The organism is Sphingomonas sp. BL-S-05 (assembly GCF_055521695.1).
The window spans coordinates 3,341,334-3,364,462 of record NZ_CM145499.1 but is presented as its reverse complement, the minus strand read 5'-3'; the positions used below and the strand labels follow the sequence as shown (position 1 = coordinate 3,364,462).

The 23,129-nt window shown below is 66.4% G+C and carries 27 protein-coding genes; 20 read left to right on the top strand and 7 right to left on the bottom strand.

Annotated elements, in window-relative coordinates:
* The first annotated feature begins 15 nt into the window (after nt 1-15).
* The 7 genes from plsX to ACZ1JS_RS15630 all read left to right on the top strand — a co-directional run bounded on the left by plsX (nt 16) and on the right by ACZ1JS_RS15630 (nt 7,387).
* A complete protein-coding gene (gene plsX / locus ACZ1JS_RS15660; protein WP_345878832.1) occupies nt 16-1,047 on the top strand; it encodes a phosphate acyltransferase PlsX in 1,032 nt (343 codons plus the stop codon).
* Nucleotides 1,044-2,012 (top strand): beta-ketoacyl-ACP synthase III, encoded by a 969-nt coding sequence (locus tag ACZ1JS_RS15655; RefSeq protein ID WP_465166860.1) that lies wholly within the window; start codon nt 1,044-1,046, stop codon nt 2,010-2,012. Before plsX ends, ACZ1JS_RS15655 begins: the two co-directional genes overlap by 4 nt.
* A gap of 64 nt (nt 2,013-2,076) precedes the next feature.
* Nucleotides 2,077-2,382 carry an integration host factor subunit alpha gene (locus tag ACZ1JS_RS15650; protein WP_465168718.1) on the top strand — a complete coding sequence of 102 codons (306 nt, stop codon included), beginning with the start codon at nt 2,077-2,079 and terminating at the stop codon, nt 2,380-2,382.
* Nucleotides 2,383-2,392: 10 nt separating this feature from the next.
* Nucleotides 2,393-2,752, top strand: coding sequence for a MerR family transcriptional regulator (locus ACZ1JS_RS15645; RefSeq protein ID WP_345878830.1), 360 nt, complete (start codon nt 2,393-2,395; stop codon nt 2,750-2,752).
* 181 nt (nt 2,753-2,933) lie between these two features.
* Nucleotides 2,934-5,444, top strand: a complete 2,511-nt coding sequence (locus tag ACZ1JS_RS15640; RefSeq protein WP_465166859.1) for a penicillin-binding protein 1A — start codon at nt 2,934-2,936, stop codon at nt 5,442-5,444.
* A gap of 55 nt (nt 5,445-5,499) precedes the next feature.
* Nucleotides 5,500-6,627: a peptide chain release factor 2 gene (prfB, locus tag ACZ1JS_RS15635; RefSeq protein ID WP_465166858.1), complete on the top strand. Its 1,128-nt coding sequence runs from the start codon at nt 5,500-5,502 to the stop codon at nt 6,625-6,627.
* Nucleotide 6,628: 1 nt separating this feature from the next.
* Nucleotides 6,629-7,387, top strand: coding sequence for a class I SAM-dependent methyltransferase (locus ACZ1JS_RS15630; protein ID WP_465166857.1), 759 nt, complete (start codon nt 6,629-6,631; stop codon nt 7,385-7,387).
* A 339-nt stretch (nt 7,388-7,726) separates the two neighbouring features.
* Here ACZ1JS_RS15630 and ACZ1JS_RS15625 read toward each other — a convergent pair whose 3' ends face one another.
* Entirely contained in the window at nt 7,727-8,251 is a 525-nt protein-coding gene (locus ACZ1JS_RS15625) for an NUDIX hydrolase (RefSeq protein ID WP_465166856.1), read from the bottom strand.
* 77 nt (nt 8,252-8,328) lie between these two features.
* Here ACZ1JS_RS15625 and mscL point away from each other — a divergent pair, with 77 nt between their 5' ends.
* The gene (gene mscL, locus ACZ1JS_RS15620) at nt 8,329-8,793 is read left to right on the top strand and encodes a large conductance mechanosensitive channel protein MscL (RefSeq protein WP_465166855.1); all 465 of its coding nucleotides are present in this window, start codon (nt 8,329-8,331) and stop codon (nt 8,791-8,793) included.
* Between the two features lie 216 nt (nt 8,794-9,009).
* Here the strand turns inward: mscL and rpmG are convergent, their stop codons facing one another.
* Nucleotides 9,010-9,177, bottom strand: a complete 168-nt coding sequence (gene rpmG, locus ACZ1JS_RS15615) for a 50S ribosomal protein L33 (protein WP_055757016.1) — start codon at nt 9,175-9,177, stop codon at nt 9,010-9,012.
* A gap of 180 nt (nt 9,178-9,357) precedes the next feature.
* Here rpmG and ACZ1JS_RS15610 point away from each other — a divergent pair, with 180 nt between their 5' ends.
* The 4 genes from ACZ1JS_RS15610 to ACZ1JS_RS15595 all read left to right on the top strand — a co-directional run bounded on the left by ACZ1JS_RS15610 (nt 9,358) and on the right by ACZ1JS_RS15595 (nt 12,474).
* Entirely contained in the window at nt 9,358-9,642 is a 285-nt protein-coding gene (locus ACZ1JS_RS15610; protein ID WP_345878824.1) for a hypothetical protein, read from the top strand.
* Nucleotides 9,643-9,653: 11 nt separating this feature from the next.
* Nucleotides 9,654-10,214 carry a TMEM165/GDT1 family protein gene (locus ACZ1JS_RS15605; protein WP_465166854.1) on the top strand — a complete coding sequence of 187 codons (561 nt, stop codon included), beginning with the start codon at nt 9,654-9,656 and terminating at the stop codon, nt 10,212-10,214.
* Nucleotides 10,215-10,322: 108 nt separating this feature from the next.
* On the top strand, nt 10,323-10,814 hold the full coding sequence (locus tag ACZ1JS_RS15600; protein ID WP_056455515.1) for a Dps family protein: 492 nt from the start codon (nt 10,323-10,325) through the stop codon (nt 10,812-10,814).
* Between the two features lie 49 nt (nt 10,815-10,863).
* The gene (locus tag ACZ1JS_RS15595; RefSeq protein ID WP_465166853.1) at nt 10,864-12,474 is read left to right on the top strand and encodes a cisplatin damage response ATP-dependent DNA ligase; all 1,611 of its coding nucleotides are present in this window, start codon (nt 10,864-10,866) and stop codon (nt 12,472-12,474) included.
* Between the two features lie 107 nt (nt 12,475-12,581).
* Here ACZ1JS_RS15595 and ACZ1JS_RS15590 read toward each other — a convergent pair whose 3' ends face one another.
* The 4 genes from ACZ1JS_RS15590 to ACZ1JS_RS15575 all read right to left on the bottom strand — a co-directional run bounded on the left by ACZ1JS_RS15590 (nt 12,582) and on the right by ACZ1JS_RS15575 (nt 15,732).
* Nucleotides 12,582-13,391 (bottom strand): glutaminyl-peptide cyclotransferase, encoded by an 810-nt coding sequence (locus ACZ1JS_RS15590; protein WP_465166852.1) that lies wholly within the window; start codon nt 13,389-13,391, stop codon nt 12,582-12,584.
* Nucleotides 13,392-13,422: 31 nt separating this feature from the next.
* Nucleotides 13,423-14,373 (bottom strand): glutathione S-transferase family protein, encoded by a 951-nt coding sequence (locus tag ACZ1JS_RS15585; RefSeq protein WP_465166851.1) that lies wholly within the window; start codon nt 14,371-14,373, stop codon nt 13,423-13,425.
* Between the two features lie 98 nt (nt 14,374-14,471).
* Nucleotides 14,472-14,828: a bleomycin resistance protein gene (locus ACZ1JS_RS15580; RefSeq protein ID WP_345878819.1), complete on the bottom strand. Its 357-nt coding sequence runs from the start codon at nt 14,826-14,828 to the stop codon at nt 14,472-14,474.
* 94 nt (nt 14,829-14,922) lie between these two features.
* Nucleotides 14,923-15,732 carry a cold-shock protein gene (locus ACZ1JS_RS15575; RefSeq protein WP_465166850.1) on the bottom strand — a complete coding sequence of 270 codons (810 nt, stop codon included), beginning with the start codon at nt 15,730-15,732 and terminating at the stop codon, nt 14,923-14,925.
* Nucleotides 15,733-15,950: 218 nt separating this feature from the next.
* Between ACZ1JS_RS15575 and ACZ1JS_RS15570 the strand changes: the two genes are divergently transcribed.
* The 6 genes from ACZ1JS_RS15570 (at nt 15,951) to rpoN (ending at nt 20,994) form a co-directional block, all read left to right on the top strand.
* Nucleotides 15,951-16,769, top strand: a complete 819-nt coding sequence (locus ACZ1JS_RS15570; RefSeq protein WP_345878817.1) for a TerC family protein — start codon at nt 15,951-15,953, stop codon at nt 16,767-16,769.
* Between the two features lie 9 nt (nt 16,770-16,778).
* Nucleotides 16,779-17,399 (top strand): ribonuclease D, encoded by a 621-nt coding sequence (locus ACZ1JS_RS15565; protein WP_242120967.1) that lies wholly within the window; start codon nt 16,779-16,781, stop codon nt 17,397-17,399.
* 9 nt (nt 17,400-17,408) lie between these two features.
* Nucleotides 17,409-18,047: an LPS export ABC transporter periplasmic protein LptC gene (gene lptC / locus ACZ1JS_RS15560; RefSeq protein ID WP_465166849.1), complete on the top strand. Its 639-nt coding sequence runs from the start codon at nt 17,409-17,411 to the stop codon at nt 18,045-18,047.
* A gap of 5 nt (nt 18,048-18,052) precedes the next feature.
* The gene (locus tag ACZ1JS_RS15555) at nt 18,053-18,598 is read left to right on the top strand and encodes an LptA/OstA family protein (protein WP_242120972.1); all 546 of its coding nucleotides are present in this window, start codon (nt 18,053-18,055) and stop codon (nt 18,596-18,598) included.
* Nucleotides 18,599-18,721: 123 nt separating this feature from the next.
* On the top strand, nt 18,722-19,507 hold the full coding sequence (gene lptB / locus ACZ1JS_RS15550; protein ID WP_465166848.1) for an LPS export ABC transporter ATP-binding protein: 786 nt from the start codon (nt 18,722-18,724) through the stop codon (nt 19,505-19,507).
* Between the two features lie 5 nt (nt 19,508-19,512).
* Nucleotides 19,513-20,994: an RNA polymerase factor sigma-54 gene (gene rpoN / locus ACZ1JS_RS15545; protein WP_465166847.1), complete on the top strand. Its 1,482-nt coding sequence runs from the start codon at nt 19,513-19,515 to the stop codon at nt 20,992-20,994.
* A gap of 357 nt (nt 20,995-21,351) precedes the next feature.
* On the opposite strand, the gene ACZ1JS_RS15540 is transcribed toward rpoN, so the two are convergent.
* The gene (locus tag ACZ1JS_RS15540) at nt 21,352-22,023 is read right to left on the bottom strand and encodes a glutathione S-transferase family protein (protein ID WP_440488327.1); all 672 of its coding nucleotides are present in this window, start codon (nt 22,021-22,023) and stop codon (nt 21,352-21,354) included.
* 45 nt (nt 22,024-22,068) lie between these two features.
* Between ACZ1JS_RS15540 and ACZ1JS_RS15535 the strand changes: the two genes are divergently transcribed.
* A complete protein-coding gene (locus ACZ1JS_RS15535; protein WP_465166846.1) occupies nt 22,069-22,647 on the top strand; it encodes a hypothetical protein in 579 nt (192 codons plus the stop codon).
* A 131-nt stretch (nt 22,648-22,778) separates the two neighbouring features.
* Nucleotides 22,779-23,123 carry a hypothetical protein gene (locus ACZ1JS_RS15530; RefSeq protein WP_465166845.1) on the top strand — a complete coding sequence of 115 codons (345 nt, stop codon included), beginning with the start codon at nt 22,779-22,781 and terminating at the stop codon, nt 23,121-23,123.
* The last annotated feature ends 6 nt before the right edge of the window (nt 23,124-23,129 follow it).

The window sequence follows — 23,129 nt, the reverse complement described above, 5'->3', positions numbered from 1 at the left end:
GACAGGGAAGCACGCATGGCCGACGGGTCCTGGATCGCCATCGATGCGATGGGCGGTGACGAAGGGCTTGCCACCATGCTGGCGGGCGTCGCCCACGCGCGACGCCGCCACGAATCGATGCGGTTCCTGCTGGTCGGGGACGAAGCGGCGATTCGTGCCGGGCTCGAATCGCACCCGAACCTGTCCGCCGCGTCGGAAATCGTCCACGCCCCGGAAGTCGTCGGATCGTCGGACAAGCCCAGCCAGGCGATCCGCCGGGCCAAGACGACGTCGATGGGCGTCGCCATCGGCTTGGTGAAGCAGGGTCGTGCCGCCGCCGCGGTGTCGGCGGGCAATACCGGCGCGCTGATGGCGATGGCGAAGCTGGCGCTGCGCACCATGCCGGGCATCGATCGCCCGGCGCTGGCGGCATTGCTGCCCAGCCTTGGCGACAACGATCTCGTGATGCTCGACCTCGGCGCCAATGCCGAGTGCGATGCGCGCAACCTCGTCCAGTTCGCGGTGATGGGTGCGGCCTATGCCCGCACCGCGCTCGATCTCGAATCCCCCCGCGTCGCGTTGCTGAACATCGGCACCGAGGAGCTGAAGGGCATCGACAGCGTCCGCGAGGCGGCAGCGATCCTGCGCGCCTCGCCGCATCTGCCGATGACCTTTTCGGGCTATATCGAGGGCGATCGCCTGTCGCGTGGGCAGGTCGATGTCGTGGTGTGCGACGGTTTCTCGGGCAATATCGCGCTGAAGACTGCCGAGGGCACTGCGCGATTCGTCGCCGACCTGCTTAAGCGCGCCTTCCGGTCGTCGATCCGCTCCAAGATCGGGTTCCTGATCTCGCGCCCGGCGACCGAATTGCTGCGCCATCACCTCGACCCCAACAATCATAATGGCGCGGTCTTCCTTGGCCTCAACGGGCTGGTGGTCAAAAGCCATGGCAGCGCGAACGAGGCCGGTATTTCGAACGCGATCCAGGTCGCGGCCAAGATGGTCCGCGACGACCTGACCCGTAGCATCGCCAGCGATCTGGCGGGCATAGAGGCACGCGCGGCATGATCCGTTCGGTTGTCACCGGCACCGGTTCGGCACTGCCGGCGCAGCGCGTTTCGAACGCGGAACTCGCCGAGCGCGTCGACACCTCCGACGAATGGATCGTCGAGCGCACCGGCATCCGCTTCCGCCACATCGCCGCCGCGCATGAGACGACGGCGACCCTCGCCGCCGATGCCGCCCGCGCGGCGATCGCCGCTGCGGGGATCGAGACGCAGGCGATCGACCTGATCGTGCTGGCCACCGCGACTCCCGACCAGACCTTCCCCGCGACCGCGACCAAGGTGCAGGCGATGCTCGGCATCGACGACTGCGTCGCGTTCGACGTGGCGGCGGTGTGTTCGGGTTTTCTCTACGCGGTGCAGGTCGCCGATGCGATGCTGCGCACCGGTATCCACCACCGGGCACTAGTGATCGGAGCCGAGACTTTCAGCCGCCTGCTAGACTGGGAAGACCGCACGACCTGCGTCCTGTTCGGCGACGGTGCGGGTGCGATCGTGCTGGAAGGGCGCGAGGCCGAGGGCGACACGCCGCGCGGCATCCTGTCGACCAGGCTCCATGCCGATGGTCGCCATAACGGCCTGCTCTATGTCGATGGCGGTCCCTCGACCACCGGCACGGTCGGCAAGCTGCGGATGAAGGGCAAGGAAGTGTTCCGCCACGCGGTGGTCAACCTTGCCAGTGTCATGGGCGAATCGCTGGAACTCGCGGGACTTACCCCCGACGATGTCGACTGGGTCGTCCCGCATCAGGCCAATGCCCGCATCCTCGATGCGACGGCACGCAAGCTCGGCCTCGCGCCTGAGAAGGTCGTGGTGACCGTCGACATCCACGCCAACACCTCGGCCGCGTCGGTCCCGCTTGCGCTCGACGTCGCGACGCGCGACGGTCGCATCCAGCCGGGCGACATCGTCGTGCTGGAAGCGATGGGGGGTGGTTTCACCTGGGGTGCTGCTGTAGTCCGTTGGTAATCCTTTAGTATTTTTGAATCTTCGTATACGCTGTGCTAGCGGAAGCGGCGTACACGAAAGAAGGATTTCTCCAATGGTTTCCGATGGTACGCTGACCCGCGCCGATCTCGCCGAAGAAATGCATCGTGAGATCGGTCTGTCGCGTGCCGATTCCGCGCGCGTCGTCGAACAGATTCTCGACCATATGTGCGAGGCGCTGGCCGCGGGCGAGAACGTCAAGATTTCGGGCTTCGGCAGCTTCGTGCTGCGCGACAAGGGCGAGCGGATCGGCCGCAATCCCAAGACCGGCATCGAAGTGCCGATCGCGCCGCGCCGCGTGCTCACCTTCCGCGCCAGCCAGATGATGCGCGACCGCATCGTCGCCAACTGAACGGATTCGGTTGCCACCCCCGGTCGACAAATCCGCCAACGCCTATCGCACGATCGGCGAAGTGGCGCGCGACCTGGGGGTGCCGCAGCATCGGCTCCGCTATTGGGAAGGGCGCTTCCCGCAGATCCGGCCGCTGACTCGCGCCGGCGACCGCCGCTATTATCGGCCCGAGGACGTCGCGCTGCTGCGCCGGATCCAGGCATTGCTCGGCGAACAGGGCTATACCGTGCGCGGCGTCCAGCAATTGCTGGCGCAGGAGGCGAAGGCCCCGGCGGTGCCGGTCGCGCCGATCACCCGCCGCGCCGCGCGGATCATCGAACTGCGCGCGATCCGCTCGCTGCTGGCCGATGCGCTGGCAGCGGACGACTGATCGCCGTTCCGCCGTTCGTCCTGGGTAGCCGCCAAGCCTGTCGCAGCGGCGTATCGAGGGACCATTGGCGGCGGCGCTTCGACTTCGCCCGGCACGAACGGTTCCATGGTCGGGGGCTCATCGGCGCCCGCTCCGCCCCCTCCCTTCCCCCCACGCCCAAACCTGCTAAACCGCGCGGGCAATGAGCGTATCCGATACCGACACCTCCCCCGCCCCCTCCCGGCGGGCCCGTTTCGCCCGCATCCGGCGACGGTGGTGGTTCCGCCTGCCCGCCATTGCCCTGCTATTGTCCGGGATCGGCGTGTTCCTGATCTGGCTGCTGCTGTGGCGAACCCTGCCCTCGGTCGATTCGCTGCGTGCTTATGAACCGCCGCTGCCGACCAATGTCCGCGGGATCGCGGGCGATCCGATCCACAGCTATGCCCGCGAACGCCGGGTGCAGCTGTCCTATGCCGAATATCCGCCGCTGCTGGTCCGCGCCTTTCTCGCGGCAGAGGACCGGACGTTCTTCGAACATCACGGCGTCGACTATCCCGGCATCGCCGCCGCGATCCTGACCAATTTGCGCAATGACGGCCGCCCGATCGGCGCCTCGACGATCACGCAACAGGTCGCGAAAAACCTGCTGCTGACCAACGAAGTCAGCTATGTCCGCAAGGCGAAGGAGGCGCTGCTCGCCTATCGTATCGAGGACGCCCTGACCAAGCAGCAGATCCTCGAACTCTATCTCAACCAGATCGCGCTCGGCCGGAACGCCTTCGGCGTCGAGGCGGCGTCCCATGCCTATTTCGGCAAGGAGCTGCGCGAGCTGACCCTGCCGCAAATGGCGTATCTGGCGATCCTGCCCAAGGGGCCGTCCAACTACACGCCCGAACGCGGATATGATCGCGCGATCACCCGCCGCAACTGGGTGTTGGGCGAAATGGAGCGCAACGGCTTCATCACCCCTGCCCAGCGCGCCGCCGCCGCGGCCCAGCCGCTCGGCACCATCCCGCGACAGACCCCGCGACAGGAAACCGCCGGCGGCTATTTCATCGAGGAAGTCCGCCGCCAATTGCTCGGCCAGTTCGGCGAGAATGCGAAGGACGGCCCGTACAGCGTCTATGCCGGCGGCCTGTGGGTGCGCACCTCGCTCGACCCGAAAATCCAGCAGGATGCGCAGGATGCGCTGCGCAGCGGTCTGATCCGGTTCGATTCGGGGCGTGGCTGGTCGGGCCCGCTGAACAAGCCGCGCGCGACGATCGACGGCGACAATTGGCAGCAGGCGCTGCTTAACACCAATATCGGCGTAGATTATCAGGATTGGCAGGCGGCGATCGTCATCGACAAGGACGGCGATGCGGCGCGGATCGGCTTTGCCGATGGCCGCACCGGCACCCTGCCGCGCGGCAATGCGCAGATGCCGGTCCGCGGCGGCACCGGCAACGCCTTCGGCGCGATCCGGCGCGGCGACATCATTGCCGTCGCGCCGGCCGGCAGCCAATGGTCGCTGCGTTCGGTCCCGCGCGTATCGGGCGGCATGGTGGTCGAGGACCCGCGCACCGGCCGCATCCTTGCCATGCAGGGCGGGTTCGACAGCCGCATCCAGTCGTTCAACCGCGCGACGCAGGCGATGCGTCAGCCCGGATCCACCATCAAGCCGATCGTCTATGCCGCGGCGCTGGAAGCGGGGATGACCCCGGCGTCGATCATCGTCGACGGCCCGTTCTGCGTGAATCAGGGCGGGCGGCTGGGCCAGAAATGCTTCCGCAATTTCGGCGGTGGCGGTGCCGGACCGCACACCATGCGCTGGGGCATCGAACAGTCGCGCAACCTGATGACGGTGCGCGCGGCGGCGCAGACCGGCATGGACAAGGTCAACGACCTGATCCAGCGCGTCGGCATCAGCGATACGAAGTTCCCGCCCTATCTCTCCTATGCGCTGGGTGCGGGCGAGACGACGGTGCTGCGTATGGTCAACGCCTATTCGATCCTCGCCAATCAGGGCCGCGAATTGAAGCCCACCGTCATCGATTTCGTGCAGGACCGGCGCGGCAAGGTGATCCTGCCTGCCAACTGGCGTGCCTGCGACGGGTGCAACGCCCCCGATTGGGACGGCAAGCTGATGCCGCGTCCGCAGATCCGGTCGCGCCAGGTCATGGACGCGATGAGCGCCTACCAGATGGTGCATATCATGGAGGGGGTGATTCAGCGCGGCACCGCCACCACGCTGCGCGACCTGAACCGTCCGATCATGGGCAAGACCGGCACCTCGACCGGTCCGACCGACGTCTGGTTCGTCGGCGGCACGCCGCAGATGATCGCCGGGCTGTATCTCGGCTTCGACAGCCCCCGCAATCTCGGCGGCTATGCGCAGGGCGGGACGATCGCCGCGCCGATCTACAAGACGTTCGCGGTCAAGGCGTATCAGGACATGGAGGTCCTGCCCTTCCGTGCCCCCGCCGGCATCCGCATGGTCCGCATCGACCGCGCCAGCGGCCGCCCGGTCTATGGCGCATGGCCGACCACCGATCCGAAGGCGGCCGTCATCTGGGAAGCGTTCAAGCCCGAGACCGAGGCGCGCCGCGCCACCGGGCGGCTGGGCGAGGCGCGTGCGCCGGTCACCCGCGATCCGACCCGTAGCGCACCGAGCCGGCAACAGGCGCAGCCGCGCGACAGCGACTTCTTGCAACGCGAAGGGGGAATCTACTAGCGCGCCGCCTATATCGGCGGCATTCCCTTCGATTCAGATTTTCCGGAGTTTTCCCATGCGCGCTGAAGCGCAAGCCCATGTAGACAAGATCAACGATGCGCTCTCGCTGCTGCGCCGCTTCCTCGACTGGGACCGCGCGCTGCGCCGGCTCGACGAGCTGAACGCGCGCGTCGAGGATCAGGCATTGTGGAACGATCCCAAGGCCGCGCAGGATGTCATGCGCGAACGCCGCCGGCTGGACGAGGCGATCACCGCCACCCGCACCATCGAGCGCGAACTGGCCGACACGGTCGAGCTGATCGAGATGGCCGAGGAGGAGGGCGATGCCGAGATGGCCGACGAAGGCGTCGCCAATCTCGCCGAACTCGCCAAGCGCGCCGACCATGACAAGGTACAGGCGCTGCTGTCGGGCGAAGCCGATGCCAACGACACCTATATCGAGATCAACGCCGGTGCCGGCGGGACCGAGAGCCAGGACTGGGCCGGCATGCTGCAACGCATGTACACCCGCTGGGCCGAACGGCGCGGGATGAAGGTCGAACTGGTCGACCAGCATTCGGGCGAACAGGCGGGCATCAAGTCGGCGACGCTGCTGATCAAGGGCGAGAATGCCTATGGCTTCGCCAAGACCGAGGGCGGGGTCCACCGGCTGGTCCGCATCAGCCCCTATGACAGCGCCGCGCGCCGCCACACCTCGTTCGCGTCGATCTGGGTCTATCCGGTGATCGATGACAATATCGAGGTCGAGTACAACGAAAGCGACCTGCGCATCGATACCTATCGCGCGTCGGGCGCCGGGGGTCAGCACATCAACACCACCGATTCGGCGGTGCGCATCACCCACATCCCGACCGGCATCGTCGTCCAGTGTCAGAACCAGCGCTCGCAGCACAAGAACAAGGCAGAGGCCTATAACCAGCTCCGCGCCCGCCTGTACGAGCGCGAACTGGCGATCCGCGAGGCGGAGGCCAATGCCGAGAACGCGACCAAGACCGATATCGGCTGGGGCCACCAGATCCGCTCGTACGTGTTGCAGCCGTATCAGATGGTGAAGGACCTGCGCACCGGCGTCGTCTCGACGGCACCGAGCGACGTGCTCGACGGCGCGCTCGACCCGTTCATGGCGGCGGCACTGTCGCAGCGCGTGACCGGTGAAAAGGTCGAAATCGAGGACGTCGACTGAGATGCGGCGCGTCCTCCCGCTTGCACTATTGCTGCTGGGCGGCTGCGATGCGACGCAGCCGGGCGCGGTCGCCAATGCGCAGCGCGAGGACCGCCACGACTTCCCGAAGGCCGACCGGCCGGTAGCGACGATCGTGTCGGCCCGCTGGTCGACCGAGGAAGCGCGCGACCGGCTGAACGAGGCCGAACTGGTCATGGACCGCGCCGGCATCGCGTCGGGGATGACCGTCGCCGATATCGGCGCGGGCGAGGGCTATTACACCATCCGCATGGCGCAGCGCGTCGGTCCCGATGGCCGCGTGCTGGCCGAGGACATCATCCCGCAGATCCGCGACGCACTGGCGCAGCGCGTCGCGCGCGAACGGCTCGACAATGTCAGCGTGCGGCTCGGCGAACCCGATGATGCGAAGCTGCCGGCGAACAGTTTCGACCGGGTGCTGATGGTCCATATGTACCACGAGATCGCAGAGCCGTACGCGTTCCTGTGGAACCTGCGCCCGTCGCTGCGTGCCGGTGGACAGGTGGTGGTGGTCGACGCCGACCGCCCGACCCAGAATCACGGTACCCCGCCTGCGCTGCTGAAGTGCGAATTCGAAGCGGTCGGGTACCGGATGGTCGAGTTGCAGAAAATGCCCTCGGCGGGTGGCTATATCGCGATGTTCACGCCCGAGGGTCCGCGCCCGGCGCCGGAAAAGATCGTGCCGTGCCGCGTGCCGTCACCCACGCCCGGTGCCAGCCCGAGCGGCAACCACAAGGGCTGAGGCCCTTCCCCCTTCCCCCTTCCCCTTTCCCCCTTTCCCCCTTTCCGTTCGGTTCGAGCAGCTTCGAGCGAAGTCGAGAAGCGTCCGTCGAGAACGGGTTGCTTGGGGCACCCCCTTCTCGACTACGGTTCTCGACAAGCTCGAACCTCCGCTCGAAGCAAACGGGTGGGGAAGAGACAGGACAGGAAAGGCCAATCCCAACCCCAACCGCTTATGCTGAGTAGGGGCTGAGCTTGTCGAAGACCCGTATCGAAGCACCTCGGGCGGTCCTTCGATACGCCATTTCGACAAGCTCAACGGCTACTCAGGAAGAACGGCAGGGGACGCATATGGCGGCCGTCACCCCAGCAGAACCGCCCCCAGCAACAGCAGCAGCTTCACATCGACCGCCTTGCCCGCTGCCCGCTGCGCCGCGACGAACCCGGCAAGGTCCGCCAGCGCCACCCGGTGGACGATGATCTCCTCCCCCGGCACCCCGCCGCCATCGCCGACCCGCGTCAGCTCGCCGGCACGGAACAGCGTGAAGCTTTCCGACACCATGCCCGGCGACGAATGATATTCGCCGAGCGAGGTGATGCTGCCGGCGCGATAGCCGGTCTCCTCCTCCAGCTCGCGCGCGGCCGCCACCGCCGCCGCTTCCCCCGCCGCATCGTCGCCGACCAGCCCGGCGGGCAGTTCGATACATGCCCGCCCCAGCGGCACGCGATATTGCTCGACCAGCAGGACATGGCCGTCGTCGATCGCGACGATCACCGCCGCGCCGATGCCGTTCGCCCGCCCGACATATTCCCAACGCCCGCGTTTTTTCGCGGTGATGAAGCGCCCCGCCCACATCACTTCTTCGGGAGCGTCGCTGTCGATCATCGAACTTCCTGTCATGGCCCTTGCCTGTACGCACCGTATCGAAGCACAACAGCGTCCTCAACCATGGGGAGATGGTCATGGGAATGCTCAAGGAATTCCGCACCTTCGTCGCGCGCGGCAACGTCCTCGACCTTGCGGTCGGCGTCATCATCGGCGCGGCGTTCGGGACGATCACCAAATCGCTGACCGACGACATCATCATGCCGGTGATCGGCTATCTCTTCGGTGGCTTCGATTTCTCCAGCTACTTCCTGCAACTGGGGCCGATCCCCGCCAACTATACCGGCTCGCCGACCAACTATGCCGCGCTGAAGGCGGCGGGCGTGCCGCTGTTCGGCTATGGCGAATTCATCAGCGTGGTGATCAACTTCCTGATCCTCGCCTTCATCGTCTTCCTGCTGGTCAAGTTCGTGAACCGCGCGATCGCGGTCGTCCATGAAGAGCAGAAGACTGGCGAAGCACCGCCCGCTGCCGATCCGGCCGATATCGCGCTGCTCCGCGAAATCCGCGACGAACTGCGCGCGGCGCGGGCAAGGGACTGATCGTCCTCCGGGCGACGGCGACGGCAGGAATCGCGAACGACTCCGGTTCGAACCGGCGATCGACCGATCCCGACGCGCGCCGGGGACACCGTTCGGTCTGGCCGGACCGGCCGCCCGATCGAAACCGACACAGCAAAACCCGCCGGTCGTCCATCGACATCCGGCGGGTTTCGAAAGCCCCAAGCGGCACGTCCGGTCCCGCTGGACCGGCGCGGCTTACTTGATCTTCGCTTCCTTGAACTCGACATGCTTGCGCACGACCGGGTCGTACTTGCGGAAGGTCAGCTTTTCGGTCTGGTTGCGCGGGTTCTTCTTGGTGACATAGAAGAAGCCGGTATCGGCCGAGCTGACGAGCTTGATCTTGACGGTGGTCGGCTTTGCCATGACCCAAAAACCCCTTGGGCCTGACGCCCGCGAATTGACAATAAAAAGCGGCCCGCCACATGGGGGCTGCTGCAAGACGTGGGCGCATGGGCCAAATGCGCGCCGAAGTCAAGGCGAGCGGTCTTCACCGGAACGTAACCAAGTCATCCTAGGTTCTGATTCAAGGCTTTGGAGGTCGGGATGCGGATCGAGGCAGCACATATCGATGCGGAACGGGCACTGCGCGTCGGATATCGCGCCTGCCCCCTTGCCGAGATCGAGGCGATTCGCGCCATCGCCACCGCCGAATCGAGCCTGCCGGCGCTGAGCGTGCTCGCCGTCGTCGATGCCGCCATGGCGCGCGGGGAACGGCGCTCGATCGGCGAATGGACCGCGCTCGCCCGCGAAGCGATGCATTGCGGCCGCAGCGACGTCGCGACGGCACAGGCCTATGCCGCGGCCTGCACGGTGCGCCTCGCCGACTGAACCGGCACGCGATGGACCCGCTCGTTCCCGCGTTCGTCGCGGTCCTGCTGGCGGGGGTGAGCGACCGCCCGCCGCTGCTCGCCGCGATCCTGTCCGATCGGCTCGGACGCGGTGCGCTATGGGGGACGATCGTCGCGCAGGCGACCGGTTTCGTGCTCGCCGCGATCGGCGGCATGCTGGTCGCGCCGGCCCTGACACCGAACGCGCGCAGCGCCATGCTCGCCCTCGCGCTGATCGCAGCGGCGAGCGCCGCGCCGATCCCGGCACGGATCAAGGATCGCCTCGACAACTGGCGGCTGCCGCCCTTCCTGACCGGACTGCTCGGCATGGCGGTGGGGACGCTGGGCGATCGCAGCCAGTTCCTCGTCTTCGCCCTTGTCGCGCGCACGCCCGATCCGGTGGCCGGCGCGATCGGTGCGTCGCTGGCGGGCGCAGTCCTCCTGCTGGCCGCGGCGACGCTGGGCGAGCGCGACTGGCAGAAACTGCCCTTCACCGCGATTCGTATCGCGGTGACGCTGCTGCTCGGCCTGACCGGTGCGGTCGTCGGCCTCGGCGCGCTGCGGCTGCTGTGATCCAGCCGGACGATCACCGCGACCGGATTTTTTGACTGGAGCTTGGCGGAAAGATTCGGCAGCGCGATCGTTGCTGAACCGAACCATATACAGCCGGAGACTCTCCCCGTGACCAATCCCGCGCTCGATACGCCGACCGACCTGCCCAACAACAAGACGGTGACCGTCGCCGACGGTCTGAATGCCGCGCTGGCGGACTGCTTCACCCTGTATCTGAAGACCAAGAATTTCCACTGGCACGTGTCCGGCCCGCATTTCCGCGACTATCACCTGATGCTCGACGATCAGGCGTCGCAGATCCTCGCCGTCACCGACGTCATCGCCGAACGCGTGCGCAAGACCGGCAACACCACGCTGCGTTCGATCGGCGATGTCGCCCGTCGCGCCGCGATCAAGGACAATGACAAGGATTTCGTGAAGCCCGACGACATGCTCGCCGAGCTGCGCGACGACAATCTGAAGCTGGTCGAACGGCTGCGCGAGGCGCGCGAGGCCGCCGAAGACGCCGGCGATACTGCGACCAGCAGCCTTGCCGACGACTGGATCGACCAGGCCGAGGAACGCGCCTGGTTCCTGTTCGAAGCCGCTCGCAAGGGCTGATCGGGCGTGCGGGGCGACCGATGTCGCCCCGCCTGTCCCGCATGAACCGATGCGCGCCTTTGCCGACCTGCTCGACCGCCTGATCTACACCCGGTCGCGCAATGCCAAGCTGGCGCTGATCGGCACCTATCTGCGCGATACGCCCGATCCCGATCGTGGCTGGGCGATTGCGGCACTCACCGGCGATCTCGACCTGCCCGCCGTCAAATCGGCCACGATCCGCGCGCTGATCACCGAACGTACCGACCCGGTGCTGTTCGCGATGAGCCGCGATTTCGTCGGCGACACGGCCGAAACCGTCGCCCTTCTGTGGCCCGAACCACCGCCCGGCGCGATCCCCGATGGCGACCCGCTGACGCTCGACGCCGTCGTCACCCGCCTCGCCAGCCTGTCGCGTTCCGATGCGCCACGCGCGCTGGCCGACATGCTCGACCGGCTCGAATCCGACGAACGCTATGCGCTGTTGAAACTGGCGACCGGGGCGTTGCGCGTCGGCGTCTCCGCCCGCCTTGCCAAGACGGCACTGGCACAAGCCTTCGGGCTCGACGTCGATGCGGTGGAGGAGGTCTGGCACGGCCTCGCCCCGCCCTATGCCGAACTCTTCGCCTGGGCCGAGGGGCGCGGGGAACAGCCGCATGCCGCCGACCTGCCCGTCTTCCGCCCGTTCATGCTCGCCCATCCGCTCGACGACGGCGTGGTCGACCTTGCCGACTATGCCGCCGAATGGAAATGGGACGGCATCCGCGTGCAGCTGGTCCATGTCGGTGGCGAGACCCGGCTCTACAGCCGCGCCGGCGACGACATCACCGCCGCCTTTCCCGAAGTCGCCGCCGCCTTCCGCACGCCCGGCGTACTCGACGGCGAATTGCTGGTGCGCGGCGAGGGACAGGGCGCGAGCGTCCATGAAGACGCCGGCGCCGCCAGCTTCAACGCGCTGCAACAGCGGCTGGGGCGGAAGATCGTGTCGAAGGCGATGCTGGCGGACTATCCCGCCTTCGTCCGCCTCTACGACATTCTCTTCGACGGCACGGAGGATTTGCGCGAGCAGCCGTGGACCGCCCGCCGCGCCCGGCTCGAAGCATTCGTGCCGCAACTCGACCATAAAGTCTTCGACCTGTCGCGCCTGATCGACGCCGGTGATTTCGACGCGCTGGCCGATATCCGCAGCGGCGCGCGCGACGCCGCGATCGAAGGCGTCATGCTCAAGCGCCGCGACTCGCCCTATGTCGCCGGCCGTCGCGTCGGGCTGTGGTATAAATGGAAACGCGATCCGCTCGTCGCCGATTGCGTGATGATGTACGCACAGCGCGGCAGCGGCAAACGTTCGTCCTTCTATTCCGACTATACGTTCGGCTGCTGGACCGCCGATCCGGCCGAGGGCGGCGAGCTGCTGCCGGTGGGCAAGGCCTATTCGGGCTTCACCGATGCCGAACTGAAGGACCTCGACCGCTTCGTCCGCCAGCATACCGTGCAGCGCTTCGGCCCGGTGCGCGAAGTCGAAAAGACATTGGTCCTCGAAGTCGCGTTCGATTCGATCCATGCCTCCAAACGCCACAAATCGGGCGTCGCGATGCGCTTCCCCCGCATCAACCGCATCCGCACCGACAAGCCGGCGGCCGAGGCCGATCATGTCGCGACGTTACTGAAGCTGGTGAGCTAGGTCCGTACCCCACCCGTACCCCCGCGCAGGCGGGGGTCCATAGCCCAGCAGAACGACCGTAGCTTCCTGCAACCCTGGATCGCCACCTGCGCGAGGATACGGAGCGATCACCCGGCAACCGGCTCAAACGCGATCTCGAACAGCGTCGGCCACCATTTGCCCGTAACGAACAACCGCTTGCCCGCCGCGTCCCATGCGATCCCGTTCAGCACCGCTTCCGGATCGAGCGGCCCTAGTTCCGCACGCAGCGGCGCCAGATCGACCAGTCCGTCGACCGCCCCCGTCGCCGGGTCGATCCGCACGATATAGTCGCGGTGCCAGATATTGCCCCACAGCTTGCCGTCGATCATCTCCAGCTCGTTGAGGTTATGCACCGGCCGGCCATTGGCGGTGATCGTCACCCGCCGCGTTTCCCGAAACGTCTTGGGATCGAGGAAGCGCAAGGTCGGCGTCCCGTCCGACAGGATCAGCGACCGGCCGTCGCTCGCCAGTCCCCAGCCCTCGCCCGGATAGCGCGCGCTCCCGACCGCTTTCAGCGTCTTCGCGTTCCAGCGATGCGCGATGCCGTCCTGCCATGTCAGGCTGACCAGCTGCTGCCCGTCGACCGCCAGCCCCTCGCCGAACTGCTGCCCCGGCAGGCGGGTACGCGCCAGCACCTTGCCATCGGTCAGGTTGACCCGCCGCACATCGGACACGCCCGGCTGTCCGGTGCTCTCGAACAGCGCGCCGTCATGCCACACCAGCCCCTGGGTAAAGGCAGTGCGATCATGCGGATAGCGCGCCACGATCCGCGCGGCGATGCCCTCGACCGGCACCGGCTGCACCGGTGCGGACGGCGGCGCAGCGGTCTGCGCCGACGCGACGGCGGCAAGCGAAAGGGTTACGGGCAGGAACCAGCGGATCATGGTCGTCGTCATCCTCGCATCTGCCTTGCCGGTGCCTGAACGATCAGAACGGCACCGCCGGTCCCGCCGGCACGATCCCGGTCGGGTTGATGTCCTTGTGGCTGCGATAATAATGCGCCTTGATCTGGTCGAGGTCGATCGTCTCCGCGACGGACGGCAGCGCCGCGATCCGTTCGGTCAGCGCGCGCAGCCGCGGATAATCGAGCAGCCGCCGGACATTGCATTTGAAATGGCCGTGATAGACCGGATCGAACCGCACCAGCGTAGTGAACAGGCGGATATCGGCCTCGGTCAGCCGGTCGCCGACCAGCCATTGGCCGGTCAACCGTTCCTCCAGCCAGTCGAGCGATTCGAACAACGCCCCGACCGCGTCGTCATAGGCCGCCTGCGTCGTCGCGAAGCCCGCGCGATAGACACCGTTGTTGACGGTCGCATAGACGCGTTCGTTGACCGCATCGATCTCGCCACGCAGTTCCGGTGGATAGAAGTCGCCCGGCGTCGCGCCCAGATCGTCGAACGCGGTGTTCAGCATCCGGATGATTTCCGACGATTCGTTGTTGACGATCCGCCGTTCGGCCTTGTCCCACAGCACCGGCACGGTGACCTTGCCGGTCATGTCGGGTTCGGCCAGCGCATAAAGCTGGTGCAGATGGTCGACACCGTTGACCGGATCGCCCGTCCCGCCGAACGCCTCGGCAAAGCTCCACCCCTGTGCCCCCATCAGCGGACCCACCACCGTCACCGGCAGCAAGTCTTGCAGGCCCTTGAGTGCGCGAACCACCAGCGTCCGATGCGCCCATGGACAGGCGAGGCTGACATATACGTGATAGCGCCCGACCTCGGCCGGCCAGCCGCGCTGCCCGTCCGGCCCCGCACCGCCGTCACGCGTCAACCAGTCGCGAAACCCGCTTTCCGCCCGCTGGAAATTGCCCGACGCATCGGTCGGCGCGACCGGCATATCGTTGGTCCAAACCCCGTGCTGCAACATCCCCATCGCCGATCCCTTCACTGTCCGCCGCTGCAACGAGCGAGAATGGGTCGGGGTTCTCGACCATCGGTCGATCGCATCGGCACAATCGGACGCCGAACGCCTCAAGGATTCTGGATCAGCCGCAACAGCGAACTATCGGGATCGAGCAACGCGCCGATGCGCAGGCCGTTCTGTTCGCGCGCCGGTTGCAGCCGGGGAAAGCCGGTCGGTTTCTCCGCAATGCCCGCCGCCTTTGCCACCGCATAGAAAGCGTCGAGGTCGTCGAGCCGCAGGCAACTGCCATAGCCGCTCGTCGTCGGATCGAAGTCGGGCCAGGGAAAGAATTCGAGCTTCAGCGAGCCGCGCTCGAGGATCATCCACGTCGCATCGCGCCACGTTTCGACGAAGCCGAGCGCGGCGAAGAACGCCGAAGTCACCGCAAAGTCGCGCGACGGCAAATTGGGGGTCGCCAGATCCATTCGAACCTCCGATTCGCGCGCTCGCCGCGCAAACGAAAAGGGCCGGTCACCCCTGCGAGCGACCGGCCCCTTGTCTATCGCCGAAGCGCGAACCTCAAAGCTTGTTGAGGTTCACCGCGGCGTGCTTGCCGCGACGGTCGACTTCGAGTTCGAACTCGAGACGATCGCCTTCGTTAAGCGTCGGCAGACCCGCACGCTCGACGGCCGAGATGTGGACGAATGCGTCCGGCTGGCCATCGTCGCGCTGGATGAAGCCGAAGCCCTTCATCGCGTTGAAGAACTTCACGACGCCGCTCGCGCGCTCGCCGGTGAGCTGCCGCTGCGGGCCGCCCATGCCTCCGCCACGCGGGCCGCCTTCGCGCGGTTCGCGCGGGGCGCCGCCGCCGGTGACCGGCATCGGCTCGCCGTCGATCTTCAGGTCGGTCGCCGAAATGCGGCCGCCACGATCGACGAGGGTGAAGCCCATCGGCTGACCTTCGGCCAGCGCGCTCAAGCCAGCCTGTTCGACGGCAGAGATGTGGACGAACACGTCTTCGCCGCCATCATCACGGACCACGAAACCGAAGCCCTTCTGCGCGTTGAAGAACTTGACCACGCCGGTCGCTTCACCGACGACCTGCGGCGGCATGCCGCGGCCACCGCCGCCGCCGCCACCAAAGCCGCCACCGCCGCCGCCGAAGCCGCCACCGCCGCCACGGAAACCACCGCCGCCGCCGCCGAAGCCGCCGCCGCGATCACCGTAACCGCCGCCGCCGAAGCCGCCGCCACCGAATCCACCGCCGCCGAAGCCACCGCGATCGCCGCCGAAGCCGCCGCCATAGCTGCCGCCTTCGTCACCAAAACCGTCGCGCTTGTCCCTGCCGCGCCCACCGCGCTCGCCGCGCCGTCCTCGATCGAAACTCATTGCCCTGTTCGTCTTCCCGGTTCGCCCAACTTCATTCTAAACCCAAGCGCCGAGCGAAAAACGCAGGTGTCCGGGCACCGCCAAACCGGGTGCCACAGCCCTGCCATAGCGTAAAAGCGCGCGGCCCCAAACGAATTTCGCCGTTGCAATCGTTCCGGTGGCCGCGAACCTCGCGATTATCTTGCGGTTATGTTGCGAAGACGGCACAGAATCCTCGCATGGACACCATCTTGGCGCTTGTCGCCGATCCGACTGCCTGGGCAGCCTTTTTCACGCTGGTCGTGCTCGAAGTCGTGCTCGGCATCGACAATCTCATCTTCATTTCGATTCTGTCGAACAAGTTGCCGGCGCATCAGCAACAACTGGCGCGGCGAATCGGTATCGGTCTCGCGCTGGTGATGCGACTGTTGCTGCTGTCGATGATCGCCTTCATCGTCTCGCTCACCAACCCGGTATTCGACCTCGGCATTCAGGGCCGGCCCGACGGCTATGGCCGGCCGAGCTTCGAGACGGCATTTTCGTGGCGCGACCTGATCCTGATCGCGGGCGGTCTGTTTCTCGTGTGGAAGGCGACCAAGGAAATCCATCACACGATGGACGACGAACCGACCGGCGAAGCGCTCGACAAACAAGGCAAGACCGCGCTGTCGTTCGGATCGGCGATCGCGCAGATCGTCGCGCTCGACATGGTGTTCTCGATCGATTCGATCCTGACCGCGGTCGGCATGACCGACGAAGTCCCGATCATGATGGCGGCGGTGATCGTGACGGTCGGCATCATGCTGGTCGCCGCCGACCCGCTGGCGCGCTTCATCAACGCCAACCCGACCGTGGTCATGCTGGCGCTCGGCTTCCTGCTGATGATCGGCGCGGTGCTGATCGCCGACGGCTTTGGCGTGCATGTGCCCAAGGGCTATATCTACGCCGCCATGGCCTTCTCGGCGGGGGTCGAGACGCTCAACATCGTCTCGCGCCGGTCCAAGGCAAAGAAGCGAGCAGCGCGCGAGGCCATTGAGCGCGCCCCCTCCAACCGCTAGGCGCATTCGATGACCGTTTATTTCCACGAAGAAGATCTGCCCGAAGGCGTCTTCGCCCCCGGCGCCGACATCGCCGTCGATACCGAGACGATGGGCCTCATCACCCCGCGCGACCGGCTGTGCGTCGTCCAGTTGTCCGATGGCGGCGAGGACCAGCATCTCGTCCGCTTCAACCCCGGCAGCGACTATGCCGCCCCGAATCTGAAAGCGGTGCTCGCCGATCCGGCGCGGGTGAAGCTCTATCATTTCGGCCGGTTCGACCTCGCCGCGATCCAGCATTACCTCGGCGTCACCGCCGGCCCGGTATTCTGCACCAAGATCGCGTCGCGACTGGTCCGCACCTACACCGACCGGCACGGGCTGAAGGAACTGGTCCGCGAACTGCTCGGGCAGGAACTGTCGAAGCAGCAGCAGTCGTCCGACTGGGGCGGTCCGGTGCTGTCCGATGCGCAGCGCGACTATGCCGCCTCCGACGTCCGCTTCCTCCACGCACTGCGCGAGGAACTGAGCAAGCGGCTGGCGCGCGAAGGCCGCACCCATCTGGCGCAGGCCTGTTTCGATTTCCTGCCGCACCGTGCCGCCCTCGATCTCGCCGGCTGGCCCGAGACCGATATCTTCGCGCACATGTAAGGGACCGCCATGTCGGAAATCGCCCGCCAGGAACGCTCGCGCCGGCAACGCCGTGCCGCGCCCGGCAGCGCGCATGACCGGCTGATCGCGGTGCTGATGGTCGCACTGCCGATCGGCATCGGCGTGCTGGCGGCGTTTCTGGTGATGGCGCCGCTGTTCATGCGCGGCGATACCAGCTTCGTGCTCGACAAGAACAAGGTCGATGTCGCGCAGGAACGGATGCGGCTGCGCGCGGCCGAATATCGCGGACAGGATGCCAAGGGGCAGCCCTTCGTCATCGATGCCGGGTCGGCGGTGCAGAAAAGCTCGGCCGAACCGGTCGTGCAGTTGCAGGAACTGGCCGCCGCCATCCGCCTGCCCGACGGCCCCGCCCGCCTGACCGCGCCCAGCGGCCGATACGACATGCGTGACGAACAGGTCGATGTGAACGGCCCCATCCGCTTCCGCGCGGCGGACGGCTATACGCTCGACACCAACGACGCGACCGTCGATCTGAAGACCCGCCGCCTGCAAAGCGGCAGCGCGGTAACCGGTACGACGGCGATGGGCACGTTCAGCGGCGACCGGCTCGATGCCGATCTCGAGTCGCGCACCGTGCGGCTGACCGGCAATGCCCGCTTGCGTATCGACCCGGCACGCACGAAATAGCCGCGATGATTCGCCATGCGCTCCCGGGCCTTATCGCCACCATCGGCTTCCTCGCCATTGCGAGCTCGGCTCCGGCGCAGACGCGGCACGATTCGAACGCGCCGATCGATTTCTCGGCCAACGCCATCGAGTTGCAGGATCGCGCCAATCGCGCGGTGCTGACCGGCGGGGTCACCATCCGCCAGTCGACCATGACGCTGACCGCCGACCGCGTCGTCGTCGCCTATACCGGCCAGATTACCGAAGGCGCCTCGCCCCAGGCATCGCGCATGGACGCGACCGGCAACGTCACCGTCACCCGTCCCGATCAGACCGCCAAATCGCGCTTCGCCGTCTATGACGTCAACCGCCGCGTCGTGACGATGATCGGCGGCGTGCAGTTGACGCAGGGGGCGAACACCCTGACCGGCGGGCGGCTGTCGATCGACCTCGACACCGGCCGCGCGACGATCGACGGCTCGGGCGTCGGCACGACCCGCGCGCCCGATGGCACGGTCCAGCAGAGCGGTGGCCGCGTCACCGGTCGCTTCTCGGTACCCCGGCGCAACTAATCGCACTTTCCGGGCGGGCCGGTGATCCGACCTTTGCTTGCATGCGCCTTTCATGCAATATTCCTGCCAATCGAACCGTACTAACGGTACGGTAACTATTGCCATGCGATCAGGACGCTGCCGATGACCGACACCACCCTGTTGTCCCGCAGCGCCGATGCTGTCCCGGTCCACGAACTCCCGTCGGACACGGGGCTGTCGGTCGTGTCGATCGCCAAATCCTATGACAAGCGGGTCGTGCTGTCCGACGTGTCGATGTCGGTCGGGCGCGGGGAAGTCGTGGGACTGCTCGGCCCCAATGGCGCGGGCAAGACGACCAGCTTCTATTCCGCCATGGGCCTGGTGAAGCCCGATGCCGGCCGCATCCTGCTCGATGGCGAGGATATCACCGCGCTGCCCATGTATCGCCGCGCGATCCTCGGGCTGGGCTATCTGCCGCAGGAAACCTCGATCTTTCGCGGGCTGTCGGTCGAAAAGAACATCCTCGCCGTGCTTGAACTGGCCGAGCCGGACAAGGCGGCGCGCGCCGCGCGGCTCGAACAGCTGCTCGACGAATTCGGTCTGACCCGGCTGCGCACCGCATCGGCGATGGCGCTGTCGGGCGGCGAGCGGCGCCGCGCCGAAATCGCCCGTGCGCTTGCTGCCAATCCGACGATCATCCTGCTCGACGAACCCTTTGCCGGTATCGATCCGATCTCGATCGCCGACATTCGCGACCTGGTGATCCAGCTCAAATCGCGCGGGATCGGCGTGCTCATCACCGACCACAATGTCCGCGAGACGCTCGAAATCGTCGACCGCGCCTACATCATCTATGACGGGCGCGTGCTGTTCGCCGGATCGCCGTCCGAACTGGTCGCCGACGCCAATGTCCGCCGCCTCTATCTCGGCGAAGGCTTCGAGCTCTAACCAGGATGAGCCTCGCGCCGCGCCTCGACCTGCGCCAGTCGCAATCGCTGGTGATGACGCCGCAGTTGCAGCAGGCGATCCGCCTGCTCGCGCTGTCGAACCTGGAGATCGAAGGCTTTCTCGCCGAGGAAATCGAAAAGAACCCGCTGCTCGAATCGGGCGGCAGCGATGACGACGGCCCCGCGCTCGACGCCCCCGAACCCGCCCCCTCGGGCGAACCTGCCGGCTCGGACGAACTGCTCGGATTGGGCGCGGCGAGCGGCGAGTCGCTCGACCTCGATCTGGGCGACACCTTCCACCATGACAGCGCCTCGGACGGGGTCGGTTCGCTCGACGGCGGCCTCGGCCTCGCCGCGACCGGGTCGGGCGGCTATGAGGATGCGCCCGACCTCGACGCGCTGGCCAGTGCCGATGTGTCGCTGGTCGACCATCTGCTGCAACAGGCCGGGGCCTGCGTGTCCGGCGCCGACCTGTTCATCGCCAGCGCGATCATCGATCAGATCGACGATTGCGGCTATCTGTCGGGATCGCTGCTCGACATCGCCAACCGCCTCGGCGTGCCGCTCGCGCGCGTCGAATCGGTGCTGACCATCGTCCAGACCTTCGACCCGAGCGGCGTCGGCGCACGCAGTCTCGCCGAATGCCTTGCGATCCAGGCGCGCGAGGTCGACCGCTACGATCCGTGCATGGCGCGGCTGCTCGACCATCTCGACCTGCTCGCGCGCGGCGCACTGCCGCAACTGCGCCGGATCTGCGAGGTCGATGAGGAAGACTTGGCCGACATGATCCGCGAACTGCGGGGATACGATCCCAAACCCGGCTGCCGTTTCGGCGGCGAACGCACCCAGTCGGTGGTCCCCGACCTGTTCGTCGCCCCCCGCGGCGATGGCTGGGCGGTCGAGATCAACGGCGCGACGCTGCCGCGCGTGCTGGTCAATCGCGGCTATTTCGCCGAACTGAACGCGAACGGCACCAAATCGTCCAAGGCATGGCTGTCCGACTGCCTCGCCAGCGCCAACTGGCTGGTAAAGGCGCTCGACCAGCGCCAGCGCACCATCCTGAAGGTCGCGACCGAGATCGTGAAGCAGCAGGAGGCGTTCTTTCGGCAGGGCGTCGCCCATCTCCGCCCACTGACGCTGGCGAAGGTCGCCGAGGCGATCGAGATGCATGAATCGACGGTCAGCCGGGTGACGTCGAACAAATATCTGTCCTGCCCGCGCGGCCTGTTCGAACTGAAATTCTTCTTCACCTCCGCCATCCAATCGGCGGACGGCGGCGAGGCGGTATCGGCGCTCGCGGTCAAGGAAGCGATCCGCACCCTGATTGCCGGCGAGGATCCGAAGAAGATCCTGTCCGACGACACGCTGGTCGAATTGCTCAATGCCAAGGGCTTCGACATTGCCAGGCGCACGGTCGCCAAATATCGCGAGGCGATCGGCCTGGGGTCGTCGGTACAACGGCGGCGGCAAAAGGCGCTAGGCGGGTAGGGCTTTCCTACAGGGGGCGGCGGCGGCAGGATCGCGCGCGCTCTTTGCTACCGTTCATCCAGCGCCCCCCGTTACCGGGCAAAGTCACGCACGCCGCAAAACGCGTACGAGTGTGAACTTAGTGAACTTTGGCCGTCGCCAATTGGCTAAGTGCTTCAGATATTACGATCCGTTGGGTTCGAGCAGCTTCGAGCGAAGTCGAGAAGCGTTCGTCGAGAACACCCGGCCACAAGCGAACCCTACCAAGGTCTCCCCTGCGGAACCCCGTTCTCGATACGCGCTCTCGACAAGCTCGATCGCTACTCGAACCGAACGGGAGGGGAAGGGTAGCAAAGACAGGCGGCGGCTACCGCCCCCCTAAACGTCCAGCTTCTCATAATCCGCCGGCGGCGGCACGCCTTCCATCCGCTCGGCCAGCAGCGGCCGGAAACTCGGCCGGCTCTTCATGCCGACATACCAGCGCTTGGCGAGGTCGTGGGTCTTGAAATCGATCCCGCCCAGATAGTCGGCGATCGAAATCTGCGCCGCCGCCGCCAGATCGGCGAGGCTCATCGTCGCGCCACCGATCCATTGCCGGTGATCGAGCAGGTAATCGATATAATCGAGATGCTCGACCGCCGCCTTCATCGCCTCGCGCAGCACGCGCGTATCGGGCGTCTGGCGGTGGACGATGCGCTTCTCCATCCGCTCCATCAGCAGCGGCCCAGTGATCTCGCGATAGAATTGGGTATCGAACCATGTGACCAGCCGCCGCTGTTCGGCACGGTCGGCGGCGTTGCCGTTCAGCATCGCCGGCTTGTCGCCCGTCTCCTCGATATATTCGCAGATCGCCATCGAATCGATCAGCCGGATGCCCGCCGCTTCGTCGATCATCACCGGCGTCTGTCCCGCCGGGTTCAGGTGCAGGAATTCGTCGCGCCGCGTCCAGGGCGATTCACGAACCGGCTGATAACCGATGCTCTTTTCCGCAAGCAGCAGACGGACCTTGCGCGAGAAGGGACATAACGGGAATTGCAGGAGCTGCCACATGGCTTTGTGTTAGGCGGCGCGGCTGCGGTGCGGAAGGGGATTCGTGTGGGATTGCTGATTGCGCTGCTATGGCTCGGTGCCGCGATCCTGCTGGTCCGCATATCGTCCCGATCGGTGGTCCATGCCGCCGCGATCGTCTGCGCGGGGATCGCCGGCACGACCCTGCCTGATCTCGACCTGTTGCTGCCGATCGGCCACCGCAGCGGCCTGACCCATTCGCTGCTGCCGCTCGGGCTGGCGCTGTTCGCCCGCCACTGGCGTCCGGTCATGGCCGGATTGGCGATCGGCATCGGGCTGCATCTTGCCGCCGATGCATTCCCCAATGCCATGCGCGGCTTCGCGACGGTCAAGCTGCCGGGCTTCGGATCGCTCGGTGTTTCCGGCTCTTACGCCTGGCTGGGCGTGCAGGCGGTGGTGGCGACGCTCGCCGGTGCGATCCTGCTCGCGGCGGCGCTGCCGGTCGGCCTTTCGCTCGCGACCGCGCTGCTCCTGATGCTGATCGGCGTCGCCTATCTGTTCGTGACCGATGGCGGCTGGTGGGCGCTCGGCTGCTATGCCGCGCTTGGCTGGATTGCGATAGGAGGCAATCGAAATGCCGCCCCGGCATCAGATAGATCAGCCTAATTGCCTATCCGCACGCGCTATATTTTCGGCAGGAGTATACGATCCGGAAACCGGTTGCGCGCCACAATACTGCCATGGAAGCGACCTTTACCCTTACTGCCGACCCGGAGTCGGGGATCTTGCGGATCACGATGAGCGGGTTCTTCGCACCCCCGGATATCGCCCGCCTCAACGCCGCAGTCGGCGACGGGGTGGTGCGACTGAACACCGCTCCCAACCAGCATCGGACGTTGGTCGACATGCGGCATGTCGATATTCAATCGAGCGAAGCCGTCGCCGAGTTTCGGCGCATCCTTGCCAATCCGCGTACCGCAGCGTCCTGTATCGCGTTCGTGGTCGCGAAGTCGCTGGCGGCGATGCAGGTTCGTCGCGCGGCAGCGGGGCGCGTCGCCCGGTATTTCGACACGATCGAGGCGGCCGAGGCATGGCTGCACTCGGCCGACCTCGACACGGCACCGCGACGATCGATCGGCTGACCGTCG